Origin of the sequence: Nocardia araoensis NBRC 100135, from assembly GCF_000308435.1 — a bacterium.
In the GTDB taxonomy this organism is placed as follows: Bacteria; Actinomycetota; Actinomycetes; order Mycobacteriales; family Mycobacteriaceae; genus Nocardia; species Nocardia araoensis.
In genome coordinates this window covers 66,102-85,739 of record NZ_BAFR01000352.1, presented here as the reverse complement: position 1 = coordinate 85,739, position 19,638 = coordinate 66,102, and the positions used below count along the sequence as shown (strand labels likewise).

18 protein-coding genes and 1 tRNA gene are annotated in these 19,638 nt (G+C 67.3%); 9 read left to right on the top strand and 10 right to left on the bottom strand.

Annotation, left to right across the window (positions count from 1 at the left end):
* Positions 1-383: 383 nt before the first annotated feature.
* Positions 384-1,631: an alkane 1-monooxygenase gene (locus ON21_RS35215; protein WP_086006534.1), complete on the top strand. Its 1,248-nt coding sequence runs from the start codon at positions 384-386 to the stop codon at positions 1,629-1,631.
* A gap of 30 nt (positions 1,632-1,661) precedes the next feature.
* Here ON21_RS35215 and ON21_RS35210 read toward each other — a convergent pair whose 3' ends face one another.
* The gene (locus tag ON21_RS35210; protein ID WP_039805373.1) at positions 1,662-2,573 is read right to left on the bottom strand and encodes a class I SAM-dependent methyltransferase; all 912 of its coding nucleotides are present in this window, start codon (positions 2,571-2,573) and stop codon (positions 1,662-1,664) included.
* A 319-nt stretch (positions 2,574-2,892) separates the two neighbouring features.
* On the opposite strand from ON21_RS35210, the gene ON21_RS35205 reads away from it, so the two are divergent.
* On the top strand, positions 2,893-3,531 hold the full coding sequence (locus ON21_RS35205; protein WP_039805478.1) for a TetR/AcrR family transcriptional regulator: 639 nt from the start codon (positions 2,893-2,895) through the stop codon (positions 3,529-3,531).
* Between the two features lie 7 nt (positions 3,532-3,538).
* On the opposite strand, the gene mhpA is transcribed toward ON21_RS35205, so the two are convergent.
* From mhpA to ON21_RS35190, 3 genes are read right to left on the bottom strand one after another with little or no spacing between them, the layout of a single operon-like run.
* Positions 3,539-5,263, bottom strand: a complete 1,725-nt coding sequence (mhpA, locus tag ON21_RS35200; protein ID WP_039805372.1) for a bifunctional 3-(3-hydroxy-phenyl)propionate/3-hydroxycinnamic acid hydroxylase MhpA — start codon at positions 5,261-5,263, stop codon at positions 3,539-3,541.
* Positions 5,260-6,288 carry a VOC family protein gene (locus tag ON21_RS35195; RefSeq protein WP_039805371.1) on the bottom strand — a complete coding sequence of 343 codons (1,029 nt, stop codon included), beginning with the start codon at positions 6,286-6,288 and terminating at the stop codon, positions 5,260-5,262. The genes mhpA and ON21_RS35195 overlap by 4 nt, the downstream gene beginning before the upstream one ends.
* Complete coding sequence (locus ON21_RS35190) at positions 6,285-7,151, bottom strand: alpha/beta hydrolase (RefSeq protein ID WP_373281177.1); 867 nt, start codon at positions 7,149-7,151, stop codon at positions 6,285-6,287. Before ON21_RS35190 ends, ON21_RS35195 begins: the two co-directional genes overlap by 4 nt.
* A gap of 174 nt (positions 7,152-7,325) precedes the next feature.
* Here ON21_RS35190 and ON21_RS35185 point away from each other — a divergent pair, with 174 nt between their 5' ends.
* Positions 7,326-8,357 (top strand): amidohydrolase family protein, encoded by a 1,032-nt coding sequence (locus ON21_RS35185; protein WP_039805476.1) that lies wholly within the window; start codon positions 7,326-7,328, stop codon positions 8,355-8,357.
* An 81-nt stretch (positions 8,358-8,438) separates the two neighbouring features.
* Here ON21_RS35185 and ON21_RS35180 read toward each other — a convergent pair whose 3' ends face one another.
* The 3 genes from ON21_RS35180 to ON21_RS35170 form a co-directional block, all read right to left on the bottom strand.
* A complete protein-coding gene (locus tag ON21_RS35180) occupies positions 8,439-9,263 on the bottom strand; it encodes an MBL fold metallo-hydrolase (protein ID WP_039805370.1) in 825 nt (274 codons plus the stop codon).
* A 157-nt stretch (positions 9,264-9,420) separates the two neighbouring features.
* Entirely contained in the window at positions 9,421-10,209 is a 789-nt protein-coding gene (locus ON21_RS35175) for an oxidoreductase (protein WP_039805369.1), read from the bottom strand.
* Positions 10,210-10,282: 73 nt separating this feature from the next.
* Positions 10,283-10,858 carry a TetR/AcrR family transcriptional regulator gene (locus ON21_RS35170; RefSeq protein WP_039805368.1) on the bottom strand — a complete coding sequence of 192 codons (576 nt, stop codon included), beginning with the start codon at positions 10,856-10,858 and terminating at the stop codon, positions 10,283-10,285.
* Between the two features lie 207 nt (positions 10,859-11,065).
* Here ON21_RS35170 and ON21_RS35160 point away from each other — a divergent pair, with 207 nt between their 5' ends.
* The 6 genes from ON21_RS35160 to ON21_RS35135 all read left to right on the top strand — a co-directional run bounded on the left by ON21_RS35160 (position 11,066) and on the right by ON21_RS35135 (position 16,822).
* Positions 11,066-12,523, top strand: a complete 1,458-nt coding sequence (locus ON21_RS35160; RefSeq protein ID WP_051021805.1) for an MFS transporter — start codon at positions 11,066-11,068, stop codon at positions 12,521-12,523.
* Between the two features lie 118 nt (positions 12,524-12,641).
* A complete protein-coding gene (locus ON21_RS35155; RefSeq protein WP_039805472.1) occupies positions 12,642-13,379 on the top strand; it encodes a GNAT family N-acetyltransferase in 738 nt (245 codons plus the stop codon).
* A 534-nt stretch (positions 13,380-13,913) separates the two neighbouring features.
* A complete protein-coding gene (locus tag ON21_RS35150; RefSeq protein WP_245562865.1) occupies positions 13,914-15,098 on the top strand; it encodes a cytochrome P450 family protein in 1,185 nt (394 codons plus the stop codon).
* A gap of 100 nt (positions 15,099-15,198) precedes the next feature.
* Positions 15,199-15,819, top strand: coding sequence for a TetR/AcrR family transcriptional regulator (locus tag ON21_RS35145; protein ID WP_039805362.1), 621 nt, complete (start codon positions 15,199-15,201; stop codon positions 15,817-15,819).
* Positions 15,816-16,619: an SDR family oxidoreductase gene (locus ON21_RS35140; protein ID WP_039805360.1), complete on the top strand. Its 804-nt coding sequence runs from the start codon at positions 15,816-15,818 to the stop codon at positions 16,617-16,619. The genes ON21_RS35145 and ON21_RS35140 overlap by 4 nt, the downstream gene beginning before the upstream one ends.
* A gap of 129 nt (positions 16,620-16,748) precedes the next feature.
* Positions 16,749-16,822, top strand: a tRNA-Pro gene (locus ON21_RS35135).
* Positions 16,823-17,149: 327 nt separating this feature from the next.
* Here ON21_RS35135 and ON21_RS40535 read toward each other — a convergent pair.
* The 3 genes from ON21_RS40535 to ON21_RS35120 all read right to left on the bottom strand — a co-directional run bounded on the left by ON21_RS40535 (position 17,150) and on the right by ON21_RS35120 (position 19,574).
* A complete protein-coding gene (locus ON21_RS40535) occupies positions 17,150-17,374 on the bottom strand; it encodes a hypothetical protein (RefSeq protein ID WP_245562864.1) in 225 nt (74 codons plus the stop codon).
* Between the two features lie 266 nt (positions 17,375-17,640).
* Positions 17,641-18,750 (bottom strand): NADH:flavin oxidoreductase, encoded by a 1,110-nt coding sequence (locus tag ON21_RS35125; protein ID WP_039805356.1) that lies wholly within the window; start codon positions 18,748-18,750, stop codon positions 17,641-17,643.
* Positions 18,751-18,974: 224 nt separating this feature from the next.
* Positions 18,975-19,574 carry an NADPH-dependent FMN reductase gene (locus ON21_RS35120; RefSeq protein WP_039805355.1) on the bottom strand — a complete coding sequence of 200 codons (600 nt, stop codon included), beginning with the start codon at positions 19,572-19,574 and terminating at the stop codon, positions 18,975-18,977.
* Positions 19,575-19,638 lie beyond the last annotated feature (64 nt).

The window sequence follows — 19,638 nt, the reverse complement described above, 5'->3', positions numbered from 1 at the left end:
GCAGTCGGTGCGTTATTTGCAGGAAGTTTGCCGTTTCATCGCTAGTCAGCTGGGTCGAATTCGGGACAGAAAGGTTCGAATGTCGGAGTTGGCTCACCCCCGCTTGCCTGAGCCACTCGGGTGTCGACACCGGTGACACTCGGACATCCAGCAGGAATCGATCCGCACCCGGCCTGGCGACTCCGACCGGCCGACGGTCGAATGTCGCGTCGCAATCGGTCGTCGGACGATGTTCCCGCGACGCGGATTGCCCGCTCAGACAGCGGTTTCCAGAGTTCACTACCGTCCAGCGAACTTACAGTTATCCTTGATTGGCGCGCATGGTTCAAGTGTTGTCCGCAGTCGGAACTGTCGGTTGAGTGTCGTCCTCACGGATCGGCGAGATGACTATGACGATCTTCGAGCACACGCGAGCCCGCGACCCCAAGCGGTACCTGTGGATTCTGGGTTTGATCGCCCCGGGTTGCGCGCTACTGCCCTCCACGTTGGTGGCGCACACCGGACTGGAAGTGTTCTGGTGGATCGGCCCGATCATCGTGCTGGTGGTGATTCCCCTGCTGGATTGGGTCATCGGCGACGACGGAAGCAACCCTCGCGACGAGGATTACGAGGCGCTGTCCAACGATCGCTACTACCGGTGGTGCACCTTCCTGTTCCTGCCGATGCAATTCATCGGCCTGCTCATCGCCGGCTACATGTGGTCCAGCCACGAGCTGAGCTCGGCCGACAAGCTCGGCTTGGCGGTCACCCTCGGCTTCGTCTCGGGTATCGGCATCAACGCCGCCCACGAACTCGGCCACCGCGTCGAACATCTCGAACGGTGGCTGGCCAAGATCGCGCTCGCGCAGTCCGGGTACGGGCACTTCTTCGTCGAGCACAACCGCGGCCACCACGTTCGCGTGGCCACGCCCGAGGACCCGGCCAGCGCCCGCTTCGGTGAATCGCTGTGGCAATTCCTGCCGCGCACCATGGTGGGCGGATTCCGGTCGGCGCTGGAGCTGGAACGCACGCGCCTGGCCCGTAGCGGGAAACGCTGGTTCAGCCCCGGCAACCATCTCCTGCAGGCCTGGACGATGAGCGCGGTGCTGTTCGGCGGCTTGATCGCGATCTTCGGTCCCGTGATCACGCCATACCTCGCTCTGCAAGCCCTGATCGGCGCGGGCCTGCTGGAAACCGTCAACTACGTCGAGCACTACGGACTGCTGCGCGTCCGCCGCCCGGACGGCCGTTACGCTCGCTGTTCGCCCCGCGACAGCTGGAACAGCGACCGCCTGGTCACCAACATCTTCCTGTTCCACCTCCAGCGCCACAGCGACCACCACGCCAATCCCGGCCGCCGGTACCAGACCCTGCGCAGCTGTGACGTGGCGCCCCAGCTGCCCGCCGGCTACGCAACCATGGTGGTGCTCGCTGCGATCCCGCCGCTGTGGCATGCGGTCATGGACCGCCGCGTCCTCGCCCATTACAACGGCGACATGTCGCTCATCAACCTCAAGCTCCGCAGACGACGCCTGGCGTTGCCCATCCGGCGTCCGCGCGAGGACGTGCGATGGGCCGTGGACCCCGCCACGGACGGCATGAGCCCGTCGACCGGCGACGACGACCTGTTCTCCACCGAGGCGACGCGCTGACGCGGCCGTCCGGCGAACGGCGGTGCGGGTTCAGCGCAGCGGGGATGGATGCCGAGCGTCGGGCTTGAGACAGGTGAACTGCATGACGTCGGTGTGCCCGCGGCGGAAGTAATCGGCGGAGCCGGTCAGGTACCGGATGTAGGCGTTGTAGGTGTCCCGCCCGGCGAGCTCGATCGCCCGGTCCCGGTTTTCGTGCAGCGCGTCGGCCCAGCAGTCCAGCGTCGTGGTGTAGTGCGGACCCAGTGCCTGGACGTCTGCGACGGTGAAACCGGCGTCCTCGGCGTATTCGGTGACCCCTTTGGGATGGTGACCGGTCGGCAGCGGAAGCTGGCCCCCGGGGAAGATGGTCTCGCGCAGGAATCGCAAGAATGCGAAGTCTTCGCTGGTGATCGGGGTACCGTGCGCCCGCAGATGTTCGCGGCTGTGGCTGACCACGGTTTGCAACAGCAGCACGCCGTCGGAGGGCATGATCCCGTAGGCGAAATCGAAGAACTCCCCGTAGCGGTCCACCGGAAGGTGTTCCAGCGCTCCGATGCAGACGATACGGTCGGCGCGGCGGTCGAAATCCTCCCAGCCCTGCACACGCACGCCGCCGTACGGGCGGCCGCGGATCAGCCGGTCGACGAGCATGTCCCGCACGTACCGGTACTGGTTACGGCTCCGGGTCAAGCCGATCGTGTTCACCCCGTAGGTGTCCATGGCGCGCAGCATGGTGGAGCCCCAGCCACAACCGACGTCCAACAGGGCCATCCCCGGCGCGAGATCGCACTTGGCCAAGGCCAGGTCGATCTTCGCCGTCTGGGCTTTCTCCAGGGTGTCGTCGGGGTGGGACCAGAAGGCGCAACTGTAGGTGCGGGTCGGGTCGAGGAAAAGGCCGAAGAACTCGTCCGGCAGCTCTTCCCGGGAGAGCACTTCGTGGTAGAGAGGGGCGTGAACACTCATGATGGCGGATCTTTCGCACGAACCAGCACTGCTGTTCAGCGGAAGCCGCCAAGCGGCTTCCGGCCGGATACGAACACGATGGGGACGCACCGACCACAGGCTGCCGACGCGGATGGCCACGCCGTTTCACCGTGGCCGACCTCGGCCGACACCCTTCACGCTACCTCGCCCCACCAGAACAAGTCCTAGAACGGACCATCTCGGCGAACTCGAAACCGGCCTCGTGCGGACCCTGTCCTGCCCGCGCCGTCGGCACGCAGCACAGCTGATCGTTTGATCAGTTATGATTCCCGTATTGATCGGGAAGGTGGAGAGGTCGATGACTGCGGAACCGGTGGTGCGTACTCGGACCGATCGACGCCGGGAACGCACCCGCAACGCCTTGCTGGCCGCGGCGCGCAAGTTCCTGTCGGAAGGCAGGTCGGCGGTGAGCATCCAGGAGATCACCGATGCCGCCGACGTCGGTTTCGGCTCCTTCTACAACCACTTCCAGACCAAGGAGCAACTGTTCGACGAGGCGGTGAGCTCGACGCTGGAGCTCTACGCCCAGATGCGCGACGAGATCGTCCGGCTCTACGACGACCCGGCCGAAGTCTTCGCGGTGAGTTTCCGGATGACCGGCCGGTTGCAGCGCCAAGTGCCCGAGATGGTGCGGGTGATCTTGCATTCGGGGCTGTCGGTGCTCTCGCGGGACGAGGGGTTGGCCCCTCGGGCGCGACGCGACATCCTCGCCGCCCAGGAGGCGGGCCGATTCGAGGAGATGGACGTGGAGATGGCGATGATGGCCGCGGGTGGCGCGCTGCTGGGATTGCTGCAACTGCTCGAGCAGCGCCCCGACGCCGACGCCGGGGCGCTGTCGGACGAAATGACCTTCCACGTCCTGCGCATGTTCGGCATGCCGAAGCGAACGGCCCGCAAACTGGTGTCCGGGCCGCTTCCGCCCCAGCCGCAGTTGTGACCTCGTACTAGGCGCCTCCACCGATGGCGGTAACGGGCTGATCCACCGGAAGCGTCGACGGACGCGCGGAAACGCCCAGTTGCCGAGCCAATTCGGCGACCAGCGACGCGCCCTGCCCCGCTGCGGCAGTGCCGAAGACGAAGCGGTCGGGGCGCAGCACGAGGACGCCGCCGGGGCGCAGTCCGGCCTTGCCGAACCATCGGGTGAGTGTGCCGGTGTGGTCTTCGATATCGGTGACGTCGTCCCGGCCGTCACCCGGTTTTCCCTGCGGGCGTCCGCCGAGCGGATACACGGTGACGAAAGCGGCGTCGAAATCACGCAGGAAGGCCGATTCCTCCGGCCCGAAGGCCCGGCGCGGATCGGTGCCGTAGCCCAGGACCGCGAACCCGATGCCCAATGCCTCGTCGAAGCGCCGGTGACGTCCGTCGTAGTCGCGGACATCCGGCTGCGGCGCCAGGGTTCCCTCGACACCGCGCAACCCGCGCCGCGGCAGACCGAGGTAGGCGCCGCGACGGAAACGCGGCCGCGGTTTCATTTTCGCGCCGCGGATCCAGCCGCCGAGCCCAGGCACCCGCAGCGCGGTGGTGAGCCCGATGTCCCGAGCCGCCGCGACCAGCCTGTTGTCGAGCGAGACGATCTTCTTGTTGAGCACCGACAGATCGATCATCGCCTCGGCATGCGGCCTGCGCTCGGACTCGTAGCTGTCCAGGATCTCCAGTGCGGCGCCGTGTTCGAGGATGGCGGTCAGCTTCCAGGACAGGTTGTCCGCATCGCGCACTCCGGAGTTCATGCCTTGACCGATGAACTGCGGGGTCATGTGCGCGGCGTCGCCCGCGACGAGGATCCGCCCGTCGCGCCAGCGATCCGCGACGACCGCGTTGAAGGTGTAGACCAGTTTGCGCAGCACCTCGACTTCGTCCGGGTCGACGAAACGGGCGATGTGACGGCGTACCGTCTCCGGGTCCTCCATCTCCTCCTTGGTCTGAGACTGCGACAGCATGAACTCGAACCGGTGATGCCGGTCCGGCTGCGGGCAGGACACGATCGGCAGTTCGGGGTCGCACACGAAATTGAAATACGGCAGATGCCGGAACGCGTCGACACCGTCGCGGGCTTTCAGATCGACCACCAGCCACCGTTCCGGAAAACTGGTGCCGGCCATCTCGATGCCGAGCTTGGTGCGCACCACGCTTCGTCCGCCGTCGCAGCCGACCAGGAATTTCGCCCGCACCCGATCGGCCGTGCGCGGATCGGTGTCCGCCGGGTACTTGCCGTAGCCGGTGCCCCGGCATTCGGCGTGCTCGACGCCCACGCCGTCGGCGTCCTGGTCGAAGTCGACCACTTCGCGACCGCGCCGCACCGTGACGTGCGGATAGCGGTCGAGCGCCCGTTCGAGGGTGTTCTCCAGATACGGCTGGTACAGGAAGTTGACCACCGGCCAGCCCAGCGGTCGATCGGTCGAGTGGAACTGGGCCAGCACCGAACCGTCCCCGCGCACCCATTGCACGGTCGAGTCGACGTTCATGTCCGCCGCCAATTCGTCCGCCGCGCCTGCGGTCTGGAAGACCCGCATGCCTTCGTCGTCGGTGTAGACCGCGCGGGCCAACCCGTAGTACTCCGGCTCCCGTTCCAGCACCAACACGCGCGCACCCCGCCGTCCCAACAGGTTGGCCAGGGTCAGACCGGTCGGGCCGAGGCCGACCACCACGACATCGACATCGAATGCGCTCATCGCGACAGTCCTCCCGTGAGTTCGGCGACCGTGGTTTCGGGAGTCCGCATGCTCCGCAGGGCTTGGCGGAACTGAGCGAACTTGCCCAGCACCGTCTCCCCCACCGTGGTGTGACCCCAGATGCTGATGCCCTGATAGGTGCTCGGCTCCCATGTCGATTCCAGTTCCGGGCCGATCACCACCGGATTCCACCCGACCTCCAGCTCGAAGCCGGACGGCGTCACGCAATAGAACGACAACTCGCGATCGTTGGTGTGCTGGCCGACCGACCACGCCATCCGGAAGCCCAGCTCGGTGACCCGTCCGAACGCGGCCAGCATGTCCTCCAGGCTCGCGGACTGAATATTGATGTGCTGCACCCGTGTTCGCAGCGGATCGAGCTTCACCCCGCGCAGGTTCGCGATCGCGATCGAGTGATGACGCTCGTTGACCCGCAAGAACCGGATCTTCATCGTCAAGCCGGAGATGTTCTCGTCGATGTAGTCCGTCAGGCGCGCATCGAACACCGTGTCGTAGTAGCCGCGCATCGACTCCGGCTCGCGGGAGACGATCGCCACGTGACCCATTCCCGCCTCTCCGGTGACCCAGCCGGAACTGAGCATCCGCAGCGGTTCCGGACTGGTCACCGGAGTTGTGAAGATCTCGGTGGCGATGCCCTTCGGGCCGGGGAAGCGCCACAGCCGCTGCACTCCGCGCGCCGCCGCCTGCTCGGCGGTGCCTTCTTCGATCGGCACGCCGCGGTCGCTGACCCGCGCGAGGATCCGGTCGAAGGTCGCGTGATCGTCCACCTGCCAGCCCAGCGCGGTGACGTCCTCGGCCGCGCCGTGCCGGATGAGGAATCGGCAGGCATGGTCGTCCAAACGGAAGCGCAGCGCGTCGGTGTCCAGTTCGTCGACGTGCACCCCGATGGCCAGCGCGCCGAACCGGCGCCAGTCGGACAGCCGCCGCGAATGCACCACCACATAGCCCAGATGCACCGCACCGAACACCGACCCGCCTGCTCCGCGGCCCGTGCGCTCGCTCATCCCGCCGCTCCGAGGAACGCGCAGGCCAGCTCGTTGAACAGCTCCGCGCGCTCCCACTGCACCCAGTGACCGGTCTCGGCCGCCAGGTACAGGTCGCAGTTCGGCATCCGCTCGGCGAGCATTCGTCCACCGGCGGGCCGGTTCACCTTGTCCTCCGCGCCCCAGATCACCAGCGTGGGGTTGCGCACGCCCGACAGCCGGGAGTCGCGGGTGAAATCCATGCGCCACAGCGTCCGCAATGCCCCCGGGCCGGAAGGACGCCGCAAGGGTGGGTCGGCGAGCACGTCGGGATCGAGACTGGCCCGGTAACGGTCGTCGATGATCTCCTCGGTGACGCCGCCGGCGTCGTGAACCAGATAATCCCGGATGAACTCGGCCAGCTTGGCCCGGCTGGGACCGTCACCACCGTAATAGGACAGCAGCGACTGCAAGCCTTTGGTCGGCAACGCGCGCGTTGTGCCCACACCGCCGGGTCCCATGAGGATCAGCTTGCGCACCTTTTCGGGCCGGTCCATCGCAAGCCGCAACGCCGCCGCTCCCCCATAGGAGTTTCCGATCAGGTGGGCCGAGTCGATATCGAGGGCGTCCAGCAGGCCGCCGATCGCCGCGGCCAAGTCGCCGAACGGGTCGGAATGGTCGATGTGCTTGGTGGAGCGCCCGTAGCCGGGCATGTCCGGGACGATCACCCGGAAACGCCGAGCCAGCGCCTCGATATTGCGGGAGTAGTTCGACCTGCCGCTGGCGCCCGGCCCGCCCCCGTGCAGGAGCACCACGGCGGCGCCCGCACCGGCTTCGCCGCAGAAGATGTCTCGATTGCCGACCCGGACCATCCGCCCGGTCTCGGCGGCACTGTCGGTTGTCACCACTACCTCCCAGATCGCTGATCTGATGCAATCATCAGTTATGCGGAAATAGTCTGTCAAGCAAAAATGATGAAATCATCAGAACTGGTTGCCTGACGGCCCAGGGGTACGCCAGAGTGAGGGGTCGGACCTCTCCGAGCCCCGGCGCGCCCGGAGAAAGGAGTGCTCGAACCCATGAATCGCATCGACGTGCATCAGCACCTGATCCCGCCGGACTACGCCGGAGCGCTGCGTGCGCACGGTGTCACCGCCCCGGGCGGGCGCGCATTGCCCGAGTGGAGCCCGGAGGCGGCGGGTGCGTCGATGACGCGCGCCGGGATCGCCTCGGCGGTGCTGTCGGTGTCGACGCCGGGCACCACCTTCCTGGCCGATCCGGCCGAGGCGGCCCAACTCGCCCGCTCGGTCAACGACTACACCGCCGCGCTGGTACACGCCGAACCCGGCCGGTTCGGGTTCTTCGCCACCCTGGCCATGCCCGACGTCGCCGCGGCCGCCGCCGAGGCGCGACGCGCCCTCGACGACCTGCACGCCGACGGCGTCGTGCTGCTCGGCAACGCGGCGGGTACCTATCTGGGCGAGGACGGGCAGGACGAACTCTTCCGGGTGCTGGACCGGCGATCGGCCGTCGCGTTCGTCCACCCCGCGGACCTGCCCGCGCCCGCCGTGCCGGGCGTCGCGCCATTCGCCGCGGATTTCCTGCTCGACACCACCCGCGCGGCGTACCTGCTCGTACGCAATGGCATTCGGCGGCGGTATCCCAACATCCGCTTCGTCCTCGCCCACGCCGGCGGGTTCGTCCCCTACGCCGCACACCGCATGGCACTGGCCATCTTCAACGACACCGGGCGCAGCCCGCTGGACATCCTGGACGACTTCGCCGGGTTCTATTTCGATACCGCGTTGTCAGCGAGCGCAGCGGCACTGCCGTCCCTGCTCGCGTTCGCCGAACCCGGGCACGTGCTCTACGGCAGCGACTGGCCCTTCGCGCCCGAACCCGCCGTGCACTATTTCAACGCCGGGCTCGACACCTTTCCCGGATGTGACGACACCACGCGGCGAAACATCCAGCGCGACAACGCGCTCGCGCTCTTCCCCCGCTTCGGCGCGACCGCACCGAAGCCGGAACCACCGCTGCTCGCCAGGGCGCGAGCGAGCCTTCGGCGCAAACTTTTCCGCGGCGTGGCGCGGGCGCTCACCCGACGCTGAACCCGGCCTTCGGCGCCGGCCGTCGCACTGATCCCTCGGCATCGGATCACGGAAGGCGCGTGCCGCTCCGGACGTCGGGTGTCAACCGCGGAGTCGTTCGAACTCCGTCGCACAGTGGGCGGAGAAAACCGTCACCGCGTCGCCGTTGTCGCGGACGAGTTCCCGTAGCCGCTGCTGATTCTCGATGCGGGACTGTCGCCGAGTGTCCACGTACCACTGGAAGATTCGCGCACCCAACGGCATCGACGGCTTCGCACTCATCTGCCCGTGGTAGGTGTATGCGTCACCGGCGTGCAACAGCCAGCCGTTTCCGGTGTCGACCGCGACACCGACGTGACCAAGCGTGTGTCCGGCCAGCGGAACCAGGAGTATTTCCGGGGGCAGTCCCCGCAGTTCTCGCACCGCTCGGAACCCGAACCAGCGCTCCGCGTCGCTGTCGGTTTCGTCGTACACCGACCACGCGGGTCCGTGCTCGAATTGCACCGGCCGATACCGCAACTTCTCGCGCCGGCCGAACGGCCCCGCGACGGCGTCCAGTTCCGCTCGGTGTACATGCACGGTGGCCCGCGGGAAATCGGCGAGGCCACCGGCGTGATCGAGATCGAGATGCGTGACGATGATGTCCCGGACGTCGTCGCGGGAGAAACCGAGCGCCTCGATCTGGCGGGCGATCGGCTGATCGAGTACCGGATTCGATTGCCGGATGAGTTGACGACCCACCCAGGCATCCGGCCGGGTCAGCGCCTGCTCGCCGTAACCCGTGTCGACCAAGGCCAGCCCGGCGGAGTGCTCGATCACCAGGCAATGACACGCCCCGGCGGCCGCACGCCGAAACCCCGGCCTGCCGTCGAACAAACGGCCTCCGAAGGGACGAGTTCCCCCGGCATCCAGATGATGGACACGCACCGGTCCGCTCCTATCCGCGCTGCTCGGCCAGCCACGCTACACGCCTACGCTGCCGGACGCGACAGTCGCGGTCTGATCCGGAATATGAAGTGCGCGAACGCATTCAAGTCGGAAGCCGATGCGGCGGGAGCGGTGAGCACTCCCGCCGCGGGCTCGGTCAGGCGATCTTCAAGGTGCCTCCGTCGATGACGTAGTCCGCACCGACGATATTGGCGGCTTTCGGTGACGCGAGGAAGGCGACGAGAGCGGCGACCTCCTCCGGCTCGCTGATCCGGCCGGAGGCGATGCCGAACTGCTCGGGCACGGCCGCGAGCAGTTCCTCCTGCGAAACGCCCTGCGCGGCAGCGAACTTGGCACCGACGCCATCGGGTCCACGCCACAGCGGCGTGCCGACCACGCCGGGAGAGACGGTGTTGACCCGCACTCCGCGCGGCCCGAATTCCTCGCTGAGCCGCTTGGTGAGCGCGGTCAACGCGGCCTTGGCCTCGCTGTAACCGACCGGGCCCGCGGCGGGAATGTGCTTGTTGATCGACGAGATGGTGATGATCGAGCCGCGCCGCTCCAGCAGGCTGGGCAGGGCCGCACGGGTCACCCAGATCGCGCTGAACAGATTCAGGTCGAACAGCTCGCGCCACTGCGCGTCCTCGACCTCGAGGAATCCGCCCAACTCCAGGCGCGCGGCGTTCACCGCGCCGACGTTGTTGATCACGATATCGACGCCGCCCAGTTCTTCGAGGGCGGCATCGATCAACCGAGTTGCCCCCTCGGAAGTGGAGAGGTCGACGGGAACGGCCGCGACACTGGCCTTTTCGAGCTCGGGGGTGATGGTGCGCGCGGCGCCGACCACCCGGACACCTTCGGCGGTCAACGCCTCCGCCACCGCGAGGCCGATGCCGCGACTTGCGCCGGTGACGACGGCGGTCTTGCCGGACAGTTCGAGATCCATGAGGGAACCTTTCTTTCTTGAACTACAGGTCAATAATGTGGGCAGCAAGCGGCCGACGGTCGGGCATCGGAATTCAGAGGCTGGTCAAAGCGGTATCGATGACGCGATGCAACGTGGGCGCATCGTAGGTCTTGGCCATCACTCGCAGGCCGACGATGGTGTTCATCAAGAATTCGGCCGCCGCCCGAGGGTCGGCCTCGGCGCGCACGTCACCGTCGCGCCGCCCCTGATCGATGCGAGTCTCCAACGCTCCGATCACACGGTCCTGCATGGCGCGGACCGCCCGGGTGATCTCCGGGTCGCGTCCACCCAGTTCCATGGCGGTGTTCACCGCCAAGCAGCCGCGCCGAACCGGCTGGGCCAGGTCGGAATCCACCAGACCGCACAGGAACGTGGCCAGACAGTCGCGAGTGGAACCCGGGCGGGACAGAATCTCGGCGGCCAGCTCGGCACCGAGCCGGTCGTAGCGATCCAAAGCCTGGTCGAACAACGCGCGTTTGCTACCGAAAGCGTGGTAGAGACTCCCCTTGCCGACCCCGGTGGCCTCGGCCAGCTGCGCGGGCGAGGTGTTGGCGTACCCATGGGTCCAGAACGCCTCCATGGCCCGTTCCACCACCGTGTCCGGGTCGAAGTTGCGCGGTCTGCCCATGATCCGAACCGTAATAGTTTTCGACCGGCAGGTCAAGAAAGCGTGGGATTCGGCGCCTCTCCGGCCCGCCTGCCGCGCGATCGGCCATGAGATCGGGGCGATCCTAAAGCTTCCGATCGATTCGTCGCGGCTCGATACTTCCGGCATGCATGCGACGACCACCGGCGGCCGGATCAGGCCGCACGGCGGTGCGGGACAGGTGCCGAATTGAGGCACTCACCGCAATCCTCGGTCACCCGCCCACCGGTCATCCGTGATCGGGCTGCCGCTCTCTGGTGCTGCCTGGGGGCGGGCTTCGCGACGCTGCTCGACTCCGCGGCGGTCGCTTTCACGGCGCCGGACGTGCGGTCGACGCTCGGTCTGGCGAACTCGGACGTGCAGTGGTACCTGGCGTCGTACTCGCTGACCTTCGGCCTCGGGCTCGCCCCCGCCGGGCGGCTCGGCGACGCGTACGGCCGCCGCAACCTGTTCGTCGCCGGACTCGGGCTGTTCCTCGTGGGCGCCGTCGTCTCCGCGTTCGCCCCCGGCGCGTGGCCGCTGATCGCGGGCCGGTTGGTGCAGGGCTTCGGCGCGGGGGTGATCAGCGCGCAGGTGCTCGGCGTCATCCAGGACGTCTTCACCGGAGCCGCCCGCCTGCGCGCTCTCGCGGCATACACCACCGCGGGCGCGCTGGCCGCGATCGCCGGGCCGGTCCTCGCCGGGACGGCACTCTGGGTGCTGCCGCCGGATCTGGGCTGGCGCGCCGTGCTGGTGCTACCCGTGCCGTTCACGCTCGCCACGGTCGCGCTGGGCCTCCGCGGGCTCCCTCGGGACGTCCGTGGGCGCCGCTCGACCGATCTGGACCTCCCAGGGATCGCGGCGCTCGGGCTGCTCGTCGTCATCGTGACGGTCCCCGTCATCGATCCAGGTCTCCCCGCCCCAGCGGTCGCCGCCATCGTCGGCGCGAGCGGGCTTCTCGTCACCGGACTGGCCATCTGGGAGCGCGCATACGCCCGCCGCGGCCGTCTGCCGCTGTTCGCGCCGCCCTTGATGCGTTCCCGGGGCTATGTCGCGGGAAATGTGGTGGCGCTGCTGTGGTTCGGATCGATGCTCGCGTTCACCACGGTGAAGACGGTGTACTTCCTCCAGGTCCACAAGATCCCCGCGCTGGTGGTCGCGCTGGCACTGATTCCCTCCGCGCTGGCCCGGATCTTCGCGGCGGGTTGGGGGCAACGTCTTTTCGCGGTGCACGGGTCCGTGGTCGTCGCCTACGGGCTCGTCGTCCAAACCGCCTGCATGGCGGCGACCGCCGCCACGACACTGTTCCTGGACGGGTGGATTCTGTTCCTCGTGCTGGCCGCGATCCAAGTCGCCTGCGGTCTCACCAGCGGTGTGGTGGAGCCGCCGCTGCGGGCGGTGACGCTGGCGTTCTCGCCCTCGTCGTTGCACGGGGTGGCCGCGTCCTTCCTACAGTTGACGCAGCGGCTGTCGGCCACGTTCTGCATCGCCCTCACCACCGGCGTACTACTGGCGTTCGGTGGAACCGCGTCGGCGGCGTCACTGGGCTGGGCGGTGCTGCTGTGCTTCGCGGCCTCGGCCCTGGCGACGGCGGCGGCGTTCGCGCCCGACTTCCGCACCGGCGCGAATACGCCGCAGACACCGATGGTTTCGACACACGCGCGATGACCCGCCCGTTCCTCCACGCGGGTCGACGCATCGGAATCGCGGTGAGCGCAACCCGTGTCGGGTGATCGTGCGCCTCGCTAACGTTCTCTCGTCGGACGCTGTTGTGGAGGAGTGCGCGGTGACCACTGATTCGATTGTCGACGTCGATACCTCGCTACACCCGCTCGACGACCCGGTGCGGGCGTCGCTGCGTGGCGAACACCGCCGGTTCGCCGGCTGGGTGGGCCGGATCGGCCGCTACGACCCGGAGGTCGCCAGGTTCGTCGGCCACCCGCCGGTGCTGGACGAACGAGACTGGGCCGACCTGGCCACACTTCTCGGACCGGGCGGCAGCACCGCGTTGCGCGGCTACGGCCACGTGCCGCCCGACGGCTGGACGGTCCTGAACCAAATGGACTCGGTGCAGATGGACGGCACCGCCCTGCGCGTCGCCCACGACCCGGAACTGGAACTGCTGACCGCGGCGGACGTGCCCGAGATCCTCGAGCTGATCGCTCGCACCCAACCCGGCCCATTCGCTCCGCGGACCATCGAGATGGGCACCTATCTGGGTCTGCGGGTCGACGGCAGACTGGTGGCGATGGCCGGAGAGCGCATGCACCCGCCGGGCTGGACCGAGATCAGCGCCGTGTGCACCGACGGCGGATTCCGTGGCCGCGGCTTCGCCACGCGCCTGGTCCGCGCGGTCGGCGCGGGCATCCGCGCGCGGGGTGAGACACCGTTTCTGCACGCTTCCGCCGGCAATACGTCGGCGATCCATTTGTACGAGACGCTGGGATTCACGCTGCGCAAACGTTCGAAATTGACTGTCGTGCAGGCCCCTGCGCAGTCGTCGCCCACGAGTGTCATGGTTTGACGCACCACGTCGGAGGTGATCAGTTCACGCGTTGTCAGAGATGCGTTCACAGATATTCATGCCCGGGCAGAACGTCGCGGATGCGAATGGCTCGCCGGGGCATGGCTGTCTCGAATTGCTCGCGCTGCGAAGGACGACAGACCTGGGTATGCTCCCCTCGTTGGTCGAATTACGCTGTGGTCGAACACTTTTGGCAGACCGGTCGGTATAACTGCCGGGTTCGGCCGTGGCGCCGAATGCCGGCGGCGTAAGCAGGGGAGTTCAGAAGTGTCGAGGTGGCACCGGGTACACGGATCGCCAGGATTCACGATCCGATCGGCAGGCCTGCGACTATTTTCACCCGCTGCGTGTCGTCGGTCTCTCACACACGCTTTCCCTCGGTAGCCGACCCGGCTATTCCGCGCAGGGCCGGATTCGCGTACGCCAGAGAAGTCGTGCGGATTCCGCTCTCGATCGTGCATTTCCTTTCCAGGAGCCTGTCTTGACTGATCCCTCGTCTCTTGCGCTGCCATTCGATCGCCACGGTGCACGCGGGTGAAGCTGTATTCGAACGAGTTCGCGGCCGACCCGCACGCCGCATACCGGCGGATGCGCGGCGATCACGGTCCGCTCGTCCCGGTCGAAGTAGCGCCGGAGGTGCCCGCGACGTTGATCATCGATTACCGCACGGCATTGGACGTGCTCACCGACGCCGTGCATTTCTCGGCCGATCCCAGCGAATGGGAACAGAACGTGCCGGAAGGATGTCCGGTGCCGTGGGCGATGCGCTGGCGGCCGGACGCGTCGCGGACGGCGGGAGAGGAGCATGCTCGCTACCGGAACGCCGTCACCGGCAGCCTCGATCGCATCGACCTGCACGCGCTGCGCGACACCGTGGAACACACCGCGCTGTCCCTGATCAACGGTTTCTGCGCGGCCGGTTCGGCGGATCTGCTCAGCCAGTATGCGATCCCGCTCACCGTCAGGGTGCTGGAAGAGGTATTGGGATTCCCGCCGGAGGTCCGGCAGAACGCCTACACGGCGATGATGAGCCTGCGCGACGCCGCCGACGCGGCCTCGGCGGAGGCGGGCCATCGAACGCTCGCCGCGGCGATGCTCGAGGTGATCTCGGCCAAACGCGCGGCGCCCGCGGCGGATGTGGCGTCCTGGCTGGTACAGCATCCGGCTCGGTTGAGCGAAACCGAACTCGTGCAGCAGATGGCCTCGTTGTACACCACGGGCGCCGAACCGACGTGGAACCTCATCGCGGTCACCGTGCTGTTGCTGCTGACCGATGAACGATTCGGCGGCGAACTGCTCGGCGGAGCGCTGTCCACCCGGGACGCCATCGACGAGGTGCTGTTCACCGATCCTCCCACTGCGATTTCCTGCGTGCGATACCCGAACCAGCCGCAGATCGTCGGGAATGTGTGGCTGCCCCAGCACCAACCGGTGTTGATCGGTCTGGCGGCGTGCAACAACGATCCCGCGGCGGTGGCAGGCGAACGCCAGGGCAACCGTTCGCACCTGGCCTGGGGCGCCGGGCCACACACCTGTCCTGCCCAGTCGGTCGCCATGGTCATCGTCCAGGAAGCGCTCGACCAACTGCTGGACGCCCTTCCAGAGATCCGGCTGTCGGTGCCCGCCGACGAACTGGAGTGGCTGCCGAGCTCCTTCCACCGCGCACCGGCGGCCGTTCCGGTGACCTTTCCGGCGTCTCCGCCCCTGACGTTCGTCTGACAGCGATGGGGCGGTTGCGGTGCGAGGCAACACACCTCGACTATCCACCGAGCGTCTAAAACAATTAGCCATTTGTAAAATAATGACCTAATCTGGGTCTGTGGCGCCACACCGCACACCTGATCCCGCTCACCGCGTCCGCGACGCCGAACGCACCAGACGCTGCCTGCTCGAGGCCGCTTTGGAGGAGTTCGCCGCCAAGGGCTACGCCGGTGCCCGGGTGGGTGACATCGCCGAGCGGGCCGGTGTCAACAAGCAGTTGATCACCTACTACTTCGGCGGCAAGGAAGGTCTCTACCAGGCGCTCCAGCAGAACTGGCTGGAGCGTGAGGCCGCCTTCAGCGATCCGGCGCTGCCGTTGGCGGAGGTGGTCACGAACTATCTCCGCGACGGTCTGCGCGACCCCCGCGGCATCCGCTTGCTCATGTGGCGGGGATTGTCCGATGCCGCGCCGACCGGTACGCACCCGATCTCCGAGACCGACATCGCCGAGACCAGGCGCCGTCAAGAGCGCGGCGAGGTCGCCGCCGACCTCGACCCGGCCGCGTTTCAGCTCGCGGTGATGGGGATGGTCATCGCCCCACTGCTGCTGCCGGTCCAGGTTCGCGAACTGTTCGGCGTGGAGGCCCAGACCGCCGAATTCGAGCAGCGCTACGGCGAACAGTTGCGCCGCATTCTCGCCCATCTCACCGATTCCCTTTCCGAAGGAGATATTTCATGACCTACCTCGTCACCGGCGTTCGCGGCATCGTCGGCCGGACTGTCGTCGACCAGCTGCGCGCGGCCGGAAAACCGGTGCGCGCGGCCAGCTCTCGCCCCGCCGAGACCACCGTGCCGGACGATGTCGAACTCGTCGGACTCGACCTGACCGACCCGGAATCGGTCACCGCCGCGCTCGCGGGTGTGGACAAGGTCTTCTGCTACGCCGCCGAGGAAGGCATCGGCAACTTCATCGACGCCGCCGAGGCCGCTGGTGTCGCTCACGTCGTGCTGCTGTCGTCCATCGCGGCGGACAACGACCAGAACCCCATCGGCGCAAGGCATCTCGCGGTCGAGAACCCGCTGCGAGCATCCGGCCTGCCGCTGACCGTCCTGCGGCCGGGAGCCTTCGCCGCCAACGCCCGCACCTGGTTTCCCACCATCAAGGCCGAGCGCGTCGTCCGCGTCCCCTTCCCCGACCTGCACCTGACCCCCATCCACGAAGCCGATATCGCCGACGCGGCCATCGCGGCGCTCGACGACTCCTCCCACGCGGGCAAGACCTACCCGCTCACCGGCCCTGAATCCCTGTCGCACCACCAGCAGGTCGCCGCCATCGCCGCCGCCCTGGGCGAGCCGGTCCAACTGATCGAACTGACCTATGAGGAAGCAGCCGACGTCTACTACCGCCCCGTCCTCGACATGTGGGCGAAGGCCGGCTCGGAACCGAGCCCGGTCGGCCCCACTTCCGAGTCGGTCACCGGCATACCCGCCCGCACCTTCGCCCAATGGGCCGTAGACCACGTGGACGACTACCGCTGACCGCCCACCCCTCCCCGACCGGCGATCCACCCCCGGTCAGCCCAACACTTCAACCCACTCTGACCAGGCGATTAGCACCCCTCCAGCCTCGTGCGGTAATCTCTTCGAGCGCCCGCACAGCGGACGCAACGGGCTGTGGCGCAGTTTGGTAGCGCACTTGACTGGGGGTCAAGTGGTCGCAGGTTCAAATCCTGTCAGCCCGACAGAAGAAACCCCTTCCGAACAGCATCGGAAGGGGTTTTCTCGTTCATCGGCGAGGGGCCGGATTCGACCCGAGCCAGTCAAAATCTCATACTTTCGCCGTGCCGCCGCGAGCGCAGCGTTTCCAGGACGTCCCGATTGTGTACCGGCGCACCGACAACACCGCGCTGGCGTCCGATAGCGCAATGCCTGGAGAGTTCAACCGCCGTCAGTTACCGATCAGCGTGCCCGTCTCGACGGACGGCCATCCGGTATGCAATTACTTCGCACGTATGTTCGATAGCTCGTGACATCGACCACCGCGCGTGAGACATTCCTACGCGAGTAGGTCATGAACTGGACTCGGTTCGTTGGGGTGGATCCGTGATCGGCGTGTTCTGCGCCCCCGCGAGCCACCATCGGCCATCCTTCTCGATCAGTACGTACATGGCGATCTCGGAGAATCCGCCCGCTTCGGCGGCGAGCCTGCGGATCTGGGTCAGCACGACCCCTGGCGCGGGCGAGGTCGCGCCGACGACTTCGAAGTGTGACGGTGGCGCGACCTGTGCGTTCATCAAGCGGCGGTGGATGGCGTTCAATTCGGTGTAGCCAGTTACCGAAGCGCCATATGGACTGCCCCACAATACATCTGCCGCGAAAGCGGCGTCGTAGCCATACGCGTCGCGTGCCGCGCCTGACCGTTGCAGCCCTTCGGCGAACCGTGAGGCTACCTCGTAGGCAGTGGTAGCACGCGAGGGATCACCGAGAGTAGGTCGGGTGTGCATTGTGCCTTGCTCCAATCCTTCGATTATCTGTCACCAACAGGTCGGTGGATCCGCGCTCAGCGGAGACTGCCGAGGAGGCCCCCGTGGAAGGGAGTGAGTTCGTCGATGCGGCCGGCGAGGACCTTCGCCAGCCACTCGGGATCTCCCAGGAGGGCTCTGCCGACCGCCACGAGGTCGAACTCGTCGCGCTCCATGCGGTCGAGCAGTTCGCCGATGTCCGTGACTTCGGCTGGTGACATTTGGGAGAACTCGTTGCTGAGGCCCACCGAGCCGACGGTGATGGCGGGTTTCCCGGAAAGCTTCTTGGCCCAGCCCGCCAGGTTCAGGTCGGAGCCCTCGAACTCGGGGAGTTGCAACCGCCGGGTTGAGCAGTGGAAAGCGTCGGCGCCGGCGTCGACCAGCAGGCCGAGTATGGTCTCCAGCTCCTGCGGCGTGTCGGCGATCCGCGCCTGGTAGTGGTTCACCTTCCATTGCGACAACCGGAAGGAGATCGGGAAGTCGCCGGAGACGCTGTCCCGGCAGGCGGCCACGATCTGGGCGGCGAAACGGGTACGGCCCACGATGTCGCCTCCGAAGGCGTCGATGCGCCGGTTGGTGTGGGCCCACAGGAACTGGTCGATCAGATAGCCGTGGCCACCGTGGATCTCGACGCCGTCGAAGCCCAGTGCCTCGGCAGTCGCCGCCGCCGAGGCGTACGCGGCGACCACATCGTCGATGTCCGCCCGGGTCATCTCTCGCCCCGAGTTCGTGCCGTCCAGGGCGATGCCGGAAGGGCCGATCCGCGGGGCGTCGGGGACCGGCGGATTGCCGACGGTGCGATCCATTCCGACATGCCACAACTGCGGCATGATCCGGCCTCCCGCCTGATGGACCGCCTCGGCCACAGCCGACCAGCCCGCCAGAGCCTCGTCGCCGTAGAAGTGCGGGACCCGGGCGCTGCTGCCCGCCGAGTCATGGCCGATATAGGTTCCCTCGGTGATGATCAGACCGATCCCGGCGGCCGCCCGTCGGGCGTAATACTGCGCCACGTCGTGGCCCGGCACACCTCCAGGGGAAAATTCGCGCGTCATCGGCGCCATCACCACGCGGTTGGGCAGCGTGAGGCTGCCGAGGGAGAAAGGGCGGACCAGGATGTCCCTGGCACGTTCGAGGGGATTCGTAGGCATCGGTGTTCGCTTTCGGTAGAGGCCGACCTGCTGCGACGAGGGATTCAGGCCATGCGGTCGGCTTGCGCGTATGGGCTGGGGGTCCGCCTCGGTCGCTGAGAGGAATCCGGGGCAGTAGTGCTCGAGGTCGCCCCGGCCGGCCGGGGACGCCTGCTGTGCGGATCCGCCGTCCGGCGAGCGCCACGAAGAAGAAGCGCGAGAATGTCGGTCGGCGTCCTTCGACGTCAGACGGCGTACGGGCGGACGCGTCTGGCCTCGCGCAGGGACTGCCCCCACCAGCTGAGCTGATCGAGCAGAGCTTTGGCGGCGACGTCGCACCGGGGGTCGGACGGCTTGCCGTCGACACCGAAGACCTCACCGTAGTTGTGGAAGCTGACTGTGTTGCGGATCGTGACCGCGTGGAGTTCGGCGAGCACGACACGAAGATGCTCAACGGCGCGCAGCCCGCCGGCTAGGCCGCCGTAGGAGACGAAGCCGACCGGCTTGGCGTGCCACTGCTCGTTGTGCCAGTCGAGCGCGTTCTTCAACGACGCGGGGAAGCTGTGGTTGTACTCGGGGGTGACGATCACGAAGGCATCAGCGTGGGCCAGCCGCGGCGACACTGCGCCCAGCTGTGCCGTGGCATCGTCGGAAGGAGCCTGCCCGAACGCCGGGAAAACGGTCGGCAGGGGCGTCTCCACGAGGTCGATCAGGTCGGCCGTCATGTCCTCGCGCTGTGCGATGTGGCCGGCGATCCAGTCGGCGGCGACCGGACCGAACCGTCCGTCCCGGGTGCTGCCGATGATCACTGCGGTGCGCAGGGTGTCGGTAGTCGCGTCAGCCACGGAAAGCCCTCGATCGTGTGTACGTTGTATCCATGAAATACAACGTACACACGGACGTGTACGA